An 11379-nucleotide genomic window follows, 5' to 3' on the forward strand; every position below is an offset into this window, starting at 1 on the left:
TTATATAAAAAATGAAATAGTATGTAAATTTATAATTTTTAATATAAATTTACAATTCTGTAACATTAAGCGTCATATCAACCATCCTCTACATTAAAATTTTTTTAATTTTTCGATGTTGCTACTAGTATATTACCATTTTTTTCCTATTTTGACTTATTTTTAACAAAATACACTACAAAATATTTAATAAGTGTTGAAGTCAATTCATAAAGGGAAAGGATATTTAGAGTATCTTTTGTGCTATCCATAGTGTTACTTCAAAAGGATACTTAACACTTATGAGAGATGCAGTGTGGCTCATTAAGATCTCTTACAGAAGAGACGAGTAGGAAGATATCTCATAACAAAAACCGAGTTCGAAGTACAAATAAACATAAAAATACACCTACATCATTTGATAGGTGTATTTTTAAAATCAAGAAGCCTTTTTATTTTGATAATCATAAATTGGTACTTTAGCCTCATCAAGCATCCACTCAATATGAACCCCATACCCACTAGTCGAATCATTTACAAAAACATGTGTAACTGCTCCGATTAATTTTCCATTTTGAATGATTGGTGAGCCACTCATTCCTTGTACAATCCCACCAGTTTCCTTAAGTAAACGTTTATCAGTAACCTTTAAAATAATTCCTTTAGTGGAAGGGAACTTTTGTTGAATACTGCTTACTATTTCTATGTCAAATGCTTCTACTTTATTATCATGTATTACGGTAAGTATTTTAGCAGGACCTTTTCTCACTTCATTTGATAATGCAATTGGTAATGGTTGTGACATGATCCCATTGTCTATTTTATTGTTAACTTTACCGAATATGCCAAATGGACTATTTGAAGTAATATTACCAATCGTTCCACGATCTAAAGCAAAATGCGCTATTTTCTCTCCTGGTGAGCCATCTGCTCCTTTTTCAATTGCAGTAACAGTTGAATAGACTATATGCCCATCTTCTACTTCAATGGCTTTTCTCGTATCGCTATCAGAGATAACATGCCCTAGTGCACCATATTTTAATGAATTAGGTTCAATGAATGTCATCGTGCCAATACCAGAAGCTGAATCTCTTATATATAATCCAATTCGATAGCTATTATGACCTTGGTCCCGAATAGGTTGTAACATTTTTGTGTAATACTTACCCTCACGTTTTACAGTGATTTTTATAGGCTTTCCATACTTTCCTGCTTTTTGAATAAACGGTAATACATCTGACATTTTTTCGATTTGTTTACCATTCATTTTTATTATCATGTCTCCAACTTTAATCCCGGCAATTTCACCTGGAGACTTTTGACCTGAGCTAGTATTTACTAAATGATGTCCTACGACTAAGACACCTACTGAGTTAAGTTTTACTCCTATTGACTGTCCCCCTGGTATTATTCTTAAACTGTTTAATACTTTAACATCTACCTTTTTACTTGGTAATTCATTCATACCAAGTGCTACATTAACAATTTCTTGTTGATCTTTATTTTTTATGGTAGATGAAAACACATTATTTTGATTTATATTAAACACGCCAATACCAACTATAAATAAAAGGAGAAGAATTTTTATTATTCGATGAACATTTATATTTTTCACAAGCGAATCACTCTCCTTAGCGCCAAATTTCATTTTTTTAATTCGTGGCTATGTAGTTAATGTTAGCTTTGCAAAAGCAAAATATGATTGTAAAAATATGATAGATTCTTTAACGTATAATGTTGTATTAGTATGTTTCATTTAGCATTTTCCAATTACTAATTTATCAATAATTCCCATAAAAAAAAGAGAATATTTAATGTATAGAAAAAAATTTCCATCATTAAACTTTCTCTTTATGTTCATTGTGATTGGTATTTTGCAGAAGCTGCCTGATCGATCAATTCTTTAGCGTGTTGAATTGTTACATCTGTAATTTCAACTCCAGCGATCATCCTTGCAATTTCATTAATCTTTTGATCATTTCGTAATGGTGTAACAGAAGTTTTCGTTCGATTTCCATCAATTAATTTGGCGATAAATAAATGCGTATCTGCCATAGAAGCAACTTGTGGTAAGTGAGTTATACATAGAACTTGAGAATCTATGGATACTTTGTGTATTTTTTCCGCTATTGCTTGCGCTACTCTTCCACTAACCCCTGTATCAACTTCATCAAAAATAATTGACGTAATCCCCTGATGCTTCGTAAAAATGCTCTTTAAGGCTAGGAACATCCTTGACAGTTCGCCACCAGATGCAACCTTTGCTAAAGGCTTTAAAGGCTCACCTGGGTTTGTTGAAATATAAAACTCTACAAAATCAAAGCCATCTTTTTTAAACTTAATATGTTGTTCATCCATAATTGGATCTGATTCTTGTCCTTCTTCAACATCAAACATAATTTCAAAGGTTGTTTTATCCATATAAAGCTCTTTTAATTCTTTATGTATATCAGCAGTCAATTTGATTGCTAATTCTTTTCTTTTATTTGAAAGAGCCTTACCAGCTTTAATTAGCTTGATTGTCACATTATCTAAGTCTTTTTGTAACTTCTCGATATGCATATCTTTATGCTGAATGGTATCCAACTCTTGTTCGATATCTTCTGCGTATTTTAAAATATCAGCAACACTGTGCCCATACTTCTTTTTAAGCATAGAAATCTCACTTAAACGAGTTTCAATTTCGTTTAATCTATTTGGATCATATTCCATTTGTTCGATAGAATCACGTAATCGATACGATATATCCTCTAATAAGTAGTAGCTACTACTGATTCCTTCATGCATTTCTTTAATGTCATTATCAATATTCGTTACTGACTCTAAAGAATACATACTCGACCTGACCGAATCTAATCCTGAACCATCCTGTGATAAACCTTGATATGCTTCAACTAAAGACTTATAAATGCGTTCAAAATTAGAAATTTTGAGTCTTTCTTCCATCAACTGATCGTCTTCATTTTCTTGCAAATTCGCATTTTGTATTTCAGTTAACTGGAATTGAATTAAATCCAACCTATGAGCCATTTGTTGTTCATTTTCAGTTAATTGCTTTAACTGTTTTTTTAAGTCTGTATAGTTATTAAAAATACTTTGATATTCAGTATACAAAGGAGCAATTGCTTTTTCATCATATTGTTGTAACATCGGTAAATGATGTTCTTGGTCCATCAAATCTTGGCTCTCATGTTGCCCATGAATATCAACAAGTAAACCACCAATTTCCTTAAGTATAGAAGTTGTCACTAATTTCCCATTGATACGGCATACACTTTTACCAGATGAAGTAATATCTCTTTTTAAAATAATCATTTCATCTTCAATGTCAAAGCCTAATTCTCTGCATCTTGAATAAATTAGATGATTCTCATTTTCGATATGAAATAAGCCTTCAATTTCTGCTTTTTCAGTATCATATCTTACGAATTCTGCAGATCCACGACCACCAAGTAACAGACCGATAGCGTCAATAATAATCGACTTCCCCGCTCCTGTTTCACCACTTAGTACAGTTAAACCCTTTTCAAATGAAATGGAAACTTCCTCAATGATTGCAAAATTTTTAATGATAATTTCAGATAACAATGAGTTTCTCTCCTCTTTTTAAAACCATTCTCCTATTGAAGCATGTCAATAAATTTTTCTTTTAAATCCTCAGCATCTACAGGTGTACGACAAATGATTAAGATCGTATCATCACCGCAGATTGTACCCATAATTTCTGACCACTCTAAATGATCAATTAATGCACCAACTGCATTTGCATTACCAGGCAATGTTTTCATTACAATTAAATGACTTGAACTATCAATTTTAATAAATGAATCAATTAAAAGTCTTTTTAATTTTTGTAACGGATTAAATCGTTGATCTGCAGGTAAGCTATATTTATATCGACCATCAGATAACGGTACTTTTACTAAATGCAGTTCTTTTATATCACGTGAAATCGTTGCTTGGGTTACTTTAAACCCTAAGTCTCTTAGTGATTGTACTAATTCATCTTGTGTTTCGACTTCATTTTTTGCGATAATTTCTCGTATTTTTATGTGACGCTGACCTTTATTCATAATACACCTCTTTGCAAATTCCGACAAATATCTTACTTAAAGAATATCTTATCTAATCTACTCGTTATTGTATATATTTTTTTAAACGTTTTCATAAAATGCATTTTATAGCATAATTTTTTTCTTTTTACCTTAATTAGAAAAAAGGAGAAAAAGGAAACCTATTTGGTTTCCTTTTTATTATTTTACCTTCTTTAATTCAGTATGTGCTTCATTTACAATTTCCATTGGTAATCGATTTAAATCGCTATTTCCAATTTCCTTTGAACCTTCCCAATGAAGATGAATTAAAAATTCAATATTACCGTCTCCACCAGTTATAGGAGAAAAAGTTAAAGCTTTTATATCATATCCTTGGCGAAGCGCAAAATCGATCATCATTTCGATAACTTGTTCATGCACTTTTGGATCGCGTACAATACCCTTTTTACCAACTTGGTCTCTACCAGCTTCAAATTGTGGTTTTATTAACGCGACAACATCACTTGAAGGTACTAATAATGTTTTTAAGACTGGTAAAATCAAACGTAACGAAATAAAGGATACGTCAATTGAAGCAAATTGAGGTAAACCTTCAATTAAATCTTCTGGTTTAACATAACGGAAATTTGTTCGTTCCATTACAATAACACGTTCATCTTGCCTTAATTTCCAAGCAAGTTGATTGTATCCAACATCCAGTGCATATGATTTTTTTGCCCCATTTTGAAGTGCACAATCCGTAAATCCACCTGTCGAAGATCCAATATCAATCATAATTTTATCTTTAACTGATAGATCGAATGTGTTTATAGCTTTTTCTAATTTATACCCTCCACGGCTCACATAAGGCATAACTTCACCTTTAATTTGTAAAGGGAGTTCGATATCTATTTTTTCTCCAGGCTTATCTAATCTTTGCTCGTTTGTATAGACAAGTCCTGCCATAATTGCTCGTTTAGCTTTTTCACGTGTTTCGATTAAACCACGGTCTACTAAAAGTACGTCTACTCGTTCCTTTTTTGCCATTTAAATGTCATCCTCTTATTTATTACAAACCATTTCACGGATTTTCTTAACCGATTCATCTTTTGTTAAATGAATTTCATCAAGTAATTTATCAACATCACCATGTTCAACAAATAAATCCGGTATACCTATACGTTCTACACGGACGTTTTGAAAATTATTTGAACTTGCAAATTCTAAAACAGCACTTCCAAAACCACCTTGTAATACTGCTTCTTCAATCGTTAAAATCGGCTTTCCGTCCTTAAAGATATCATTTAACATTGCAGTATCCATTGGTTTAATAAATCTTGCGTTTACTACTTTAACAGAAATATTTTCTTTCTCTAAATCTTCCGCTGCATCCATTGCCATTTTAATTGTTGTACCAAATGTTAAGATAACTGCATCAGAACCTTCTCTTAATACTTCCCATGATCCAATCGGAATTTCTTTTAATTGCTCATCCATTGGTACGCCGATACCATTCCCTCTAGGGAAACGCAGCGCAATAGGACCATCTTCGTATTGAATTGCAGTGTTTACCATATGTTGGCCTTCATTCTCATCTTTAGGCATCATTAAAACTAAGTTTGGAATATGTCGTAGGAAGGCAATATCAAACACACCTTGATGAGTTTCACCGTCAGCACCTACTAATCCTGCACGATCGATTCCAATGAATACATTTAAATTTTGTCTACAAATATCATGTAATACTTGGTCGTATGCTCTTTGAAGGAATGTGGAATAAATTGCTAAAAACGGCTTCATTCCTTGCGTCGCTAAACCAGCTGCTACTGTTGCCGCATGTTGCTCTGCAATACCGACATCAAAAATTCGGTCAGGTAATTGAGCTTGGAAATTTTCCAATTTTGAACCGACTGGCATTGCGGGAGTAATCGCTACAATTCGCTCATCTTTTAGAGCTAATTTTAATACAGTATCACTAACAAGTTTACTCCATGCTGGTGGTGCTTTATCCGGCTTAATTAACTTCCCAGATTCTACTTTATAAGGACCTGTGCCATGCCAAGTTCCAATATCATCACTTTCTGCTGGCTTATATCCTTTTCCTTTTTTCGTTAGTACATGTACTAATACCGGGCCTTTAGTTTTCTTAGCATATTCAAGAGATTCAAATAAGTCTTCAAAATTATGACCATCAACTGGTCCAAAATAAGTGAATCCCATTTCCTCAAAAAACATTCCTTGTGTAACTAAGTATTTAAGGCTATCTTTTAATTTTTTTGATGTACTTGATAGTTTATCCCCGATTCCCGGAATTTTTTTGATCACACCTTCAAGTTCACCTTTAGCCCAACGGTATTTCCCAGTTGTTCTCAGTCTTCCTAAAATGCTATGTAAAGCACCTACGTTCGGAGCTATAGACATTTCATTATCATTTAAAATAACGATGACATCTTTTTGCTCATGTCCAATGTGATTCATTGCTTCAAGAGCCATCCCACCAGTTAATGCACCGTCTCCGATAATCGGAATGATGTATTCACCAGTTTTTTTAATATCTCTAGCAATAGCCATCCCCATTGCCGCAGATAGTGAAGTCGAGCTGTGTCCAGTTTCCCATACATCATGCTCACTTTCATTTCGCTTAGGAAAGCCACATAATCCTTTAAATTGTCTTAGTGTTGTAAATTCTTTTGCGCGACCAGTTAATATTTTATGAACATACGATTGATGTCCTACATCCCATAAAAATTTGTCTTTAGGCGAATTAAAGACTTTATGTAATGCAATCGTTAATTCAACAACTCCTAAATTTGGTGCAATATGACCACCTGTCTCAGAAAGCTGTTGAATAAGAAATTTACGAATTTCTTCACTTAATACTTCTAATTCACCGTTCGTTTTATTTTTTAAAAAGCTCGGATTTTCAATTGTCGTAAGATCCATCTTGGATCACTCACCTTCCTAGATGTTAAATCTATATAAATAATTCATTATTATGTAATTTTATCTATAAAATGATTTTACCATACTTGTAGTTAAACGCTAGTTTCTTAAATGACTAACTCTTAACACCATGTATCATAATACCATTTTTATTAAAATCTGTTTAATATTTTTTATTTTTATAGAACAAAATAATAAATATTTTTGCAAAATGAAAAGAAAGCCGCTAGCACATATGTGTTAACGGCCTACATTTCTGTATATTTTATTAACAACATTAACGATACGATTATAAAGTAGTTACATTATACATAAATGAATAAATCTATTCAATGGACATGGAATTAATTACATAATCAAAGTTTAAAAACTGCGATTTTCAACAAAATCACAAATTGAGATTAAGTAGTCATCTTTAATCCCACATGCTCGAACATGTTGTTTAGCTTCAGTAATAAATGTATGAAGCCTTTCTTTTGCACCCTCGACCGAATATAACTTAACATAAGTAGTTTTATCATTTTCTATATCACTACCAACTGGCTTACCAAGTACTTCTTCATCACCTATTACATCTAAAATATCATCTTGTATTTGAAATGCGATACCGAGTTTATAAGCAAATTGCGTTAGATGAGATAATTGTTCGGCTGTTGCTTTTGAAATAATTGCACCTGCAATAACAGGATACATTAGCATTTTACCCGTTTTTCTTTCATGGATATATTGCAATTCTTCTCCACTAAGCTCTTTACTTTCACCTTCCATATCTGCTACCTGACCGGCAACCATACCTTCAGGACCTGCAGCAATCGCTAATTCACTAATTAATTGTAGTTTCACTTGATCAGACACATGAAAATCATTCATTTCCGTAATTAATTTAAATGCGTATGTCAATAAACCATCACCTGCTAATACCGCAAGATCTTCGCCAAATACTTTATGATTTGTTGGTTTTCCTCTTCGAAAATCATCATCATCCATACATGGCAAATCATCATGAATTAATGAATAAGTATGAATCATTTCTAAAGCACATGCAGGTTTTATCCCTATTAATGGGTCATTACCAAATGCATCTAAAGTTGCAAAAAGTAAAAGAGGTCTAATTCTTTTCCCTCCACCTTGCAATGAATAGGACATAGATTCTTTTAATTTTTCCGGTGCTTTTAATCTTTCAACCGATTTAATCATTTCATCATTTACTATTCTACTGGAATACTCCATAAAATCTTTGAAAGTGTTCATATTATTCCTCCTCAACAGTAAAAGGAGTTTGTTCACCCTGTTCATTTAATATAGAAGTCATTTGTTTTTCAACTTTAGTAAGCTTCTCTTGACAAATTTGAGAGAGTTTTATACCTTCTTGAAAGTATTCGATCGCTTTTTCAAGTGGCACGTCACCTTGCTCTAATTTTTGTACGATCATTTCAATTTCTTTTATTGCTTCTTCAAAAGAACGCTCATTTTGTGACAATTGATTCACTCTCCTTTACTTCAAGTACTTCACAATTTAATTTCCCATCGATCATTTGTAATTGGAATCGGTCTCCGCTTTTTGCTTGTTCAACCGATTTCATTAATTCGTTTTCATTTTTATATGCTAATGAATAACCTCTGGCCATAACTTTTAATGGGCTAAGTGCATCTAGTGTATGAACTACTCTTTCCATTTCAAATTTCTTCTGGGTAATTAGGCGATTAAATTCTTTTTGTATAGCCATATGTAATTGCAGGTGCTTTTGCTTTTCAAGCTGAACTCTATTACTTGGATGATGAATAAGTAGTGAAGAATTCAGTTCTTTATGCTTGTTTATTTTAGATTTAACAATTTCATTTATTGATGTATGTAAACGTTCATTAATCCGGTCAAATTGCTCTTGTTTAGGATGGAATAGTGAATTTGGATATCTAAATACATAAGCATCTTGAACAGCCTTTAATTGCGCTTGTTTTCGTTCAATAATCGTATCCATCGCTTTATTAAGTCTTGATTTTCGAACTGCAAATTGCTCAAGTATTTCTCTTTGGCTTAACGAAACTATTTCTGCTGCAGCTGTTGGAGTAGGTGCTCTTAGATCAGCGACATAATCAGCAATTGTCGTATCCGTTTCATGACCCACTGCGGAAATGATTGGGATTTTTGATTCAAAGATCGCTCTTGCTACTTTTTCTTCGTTAAACGCCCAGAGTTCCTCAATTGATCCTCCGCCTCGTCCGACTATTAACACATCTATTTCTTTCATTTTACCCGCTGTTTCAATTGATTTTACAATCGACGCTTTCGCCCCTTCACCTTGTACAAGAGTCGGAATTACAACTATTTTCCCAATCGGGTATCTTCGTTGAATCGTTGTAATGATATCGCGAACTGCCGCACCGGTTGGTGAAGTAACAACCCCGATTACACTAGGAAAAGAAGGAATCTTTTTCTTAAATTTCTGATCAAAGAGTCCTTCTTCTAATAGTTTTTTCTTCAGTTGTTCATAAGCTACAAAGAGACTGCCAACCCCATCAGGTTGCATGTCTCTTATGTAGATTTGATAGCTACCAGATCCTGGGTATACATTTATTTCACCTTGTACAATAACCTGCATACCATCGGTTGGTTGAAATGCGATATTTGCATTATAGGATTGAAACATGACCGCTGCAATTCTAGCACCATCATCTTTTAACGTAAAATAATAATGACCGCTAGATGAATGACGTTTAAAATTTGAGATTTCTCCACGGAGAAGTATATTTTGCAAATTACGATCCGCTTGAAATTTTGCTTTTAAATATTTAGTTAATGCGGTAACAGTAACTGGTAGCTTTTCCGTCATGCATAGACCTTCTTTCATTCTTACAAAGCAATAAGATTAAAGTTTAGTACTCAAATTTAATTTACTATCAATTTGAGAAGCCGCTTTTAACGTATTATGAAGTAGCATTGTAATTGTCATTGGACCTACTCCACCTGGTACAGGAGTAATATAACCAGCAACATTTTTTACATCTTCAAAATTTACGTCTCCGCATAATTTGCCATTTTCGTCTCTATTCATGCCGACGTCAATCACAATTGCTCCCTCTTTAACATAATCAGCTGTAATTAATTTTGCTACACCAATCGCAACAATTAAAATATCAGCCTGCTTTGTAATATTTTTTAGATTTGTTGTACGTGAATGTGTATAAGTAACCGTTGCATTTTCGTTTAAGAATAGTTGTCCAACTGGTTTCCCTACAATATTGCTACGTCCAATAACAACGACATGTTTTCCACTAATCGGAATATTTGTATTTTCTATTAATTTTAATATACCAAAAGGAGTACAAGGTAGTAATGAATCTTGATTCGTCATCATTCTTCCAATATTAATTGGATGAAATCCATCAACATCTTTTAATGGAGAAATTGTTTCAATTACTTTCTTTTCTGAGATATGAGCAGGTAATGGCAATTGAACTAAAATACCATGAATTGACTCATCATCGTTTAATTTGTTTACAACGGATAATAACTCATCTTCAGTAACTGTTTCAGGTAATTCAATTACTTCAGAATACATTCCTAAATCATTACATGCTTTATGCTTCGAATTCACATATGTTCTTGAAGCAGAATTATTTCCAACTAAAACAACTGCTAAACCTGGTGTAACACCTTGATTTTTTAATTCTGAAACACCATTCTTTAATTCCTCACGAATTGATACTGAAACTTCTTTACCATTAATTAATGTTGCTACCATTTTAGTTTCCCCCTATGCATATAAACAATCTATCTATTTAGAATTTTGATAATACCGCATTGATAAATTTACTAGAATCATCATCACCGTAAACTTTAGCAATTTCAATCGCTTCATTGATTGCTACACTTTTCGGAACATCCTCTAAGTAATTAATTTCTACTACAGCGATTCTAAGGATATTGCGATCAACGTTGCCTAAACGATCAATCGTCCAGCTTTCGATATTTGAAGCTAATTGCTCGTCAATCACTTCTTTATGACTAACAAAATTTGTTACAATTGCCTCTAAAAATGCATCTTGTTTTTCTTCAGCTTCTTCTAATACATGCTCTAATGCATCTGAAGCATTCGCTTCACTTAAATCCATTTGGAATAATGTTTGTAATGCAAGTTCCCTTGCTTTTCTACGTTTCATCAAAATAATAAACTCCTTTAAGCTAAATTCATCATTCGTTGCATAGGTAATAACGAATTCTAATTTTGTATAGTAACACGTTATTTTACCATTTTTTTTAATAAGTTCCAACGACTGTCTGTATTAACTCTAATTTTTATTATTATTAACGTTTCTAAGCAAACTCAATACTTTAAACTGTTTTCTACATTTTAACTTAAAATCCAATAAAATAACAGAACAATGTTTGTGTTTTTTTAAAAAAAATTCCTTTTTCTTACTT

9 protein-coding genes and 1 pseudogene are annotated in these 11379 nt (G+C 32.7%); all 10 read right to left on the reverse strand.

Translation table 11 applies throughout. From position 1 onward, the window contains the following. Window positions 1-418 precede the first annotated feature (418 nt). Window positions 419-1528: pseudogene (gene spoIVB / locus CN514_RS14965) on the reverse strand (SpoIVB peptidase); the annotation flags it as partial. Between the two features lie 308 nt (window positions 1529-1836). Further along, entirely contained in the window at window positions 1837-3567 is a 1731-nt protein-coding gene (gene recN / locus CN514_RS14970; RefSeq protein WP_098233275.1) for a DNA repair protein RecN, read from the reverse strand. Between the two features lie 32 nt (window positions 3568-3599). Next, window positions 3600-4052, reverse strand: a complete 453-nt coding sequence (gene ahrC, locus CN514_RS14975) for a transcriptional regulator AhrC/ArgR (protein ID WP_098233276.1) — start codon at window positions 4050-4052, stop codon at window positions 3600-3602. 180 nt (window positions 4053-4232) lie between these two features. Then, window positions 4233-5060, reverse strand: coding sequence for a TlyA family RNA methyltransferase (locus CN514_RS14980; RefSeq protein ID WP_098233277.1), 828 nt, complete (start codon window positions 5058-5060; stop codon window positions 4233-4235). Window positions 5061-5075: 15 nt separating this feature from the next. Continuing rightward, complete coding sequence (gene dxs, locus CN514_RS14985) at window positions 5076-6956, reverse strand: 1-deoxy-D-xylulose-5-phosphate synthase (RefSeq protein ID WP_098233278.1); 1881 nt, start codon at window positions 6954-6956, stop codon at window positions 5076-5078. Between the two features lie 363 nt (window positions 6957-7319). Continuing rightward, on the reverse strand, window positions 7320-8207 hold the full coding sequence (locus CN514_RS14990; protein WP_069034071.1) for a polyprenyl synthetase family protein: 888 nt from the start codon (window positions 8205-8207) through the stop codon (window positions 7320-7322). A gap of 1 nt (window position 8208) precedes the next feature. Further along, complete coding sequence (locus CN514_RS14995; RefSeq protein ID WP_387327302.1) at window positions 8209-8436, reverse strand: exodeoxyribonuclease VII small subunit; 228 nt, start codon at window positions 8434-8436, stop codon at window positions 8209-8211. Continuing rightward, window positions 8423-9787, reverse strand: a complete 1365-nt coding sequence (gene xseA, locus CN514_RS15000; RefSeq protein ID WP_098233279.1) for an exodeoxyribonuclease VII large subunit — start codon at window positions 9785-9787, stop codon at window positions 8423-8425. The genes CN514_RS14995 and xseA overlap by 14 nt, the downstream gene beginning before the upstream one ends. Before the next feature lie 36 nt (window positions 9788-9823). Next, window positions 9824-10699, reverse strand: coding sequence for a bifunctional methylenetetrahydrofolate dehydrogenase/methenyltetrahydrofolate cyclohydrolase FolD (gene folD / locus CN514_RS15005; RefSeq protein ID WP_098233280.1), 876 nt, complete (start codon window positions 10697-10699; stop codon window positions 9824-9826). A gap of 37 nt (window positions 10700-10736) precedes the next feature. Then, window positions 10737-11117 carry a transcription antitermination factor NusB gene (gene nusB, locus CN514_RS15010; protein WP_098233281.1) on the reverse strand — a complete coding sequence of 127 codons (381 nt, stop codon included), beginning with the start codon at window positions 11115-11117 and terminating at the stop codon, window positions 10737-10739. Window positions 11118-11379: the final 262 nt, after the last annotated feature.

It is taken from the genome of Bacillus sp. AFS001701, from assembly GCF_002559405.1.
In the GTDB taxonomy this organism is placed as follows: Bacteria; Bacillota; Bacilli; order Bacillales; family Bacillaceae_G; genus Gottfriedia.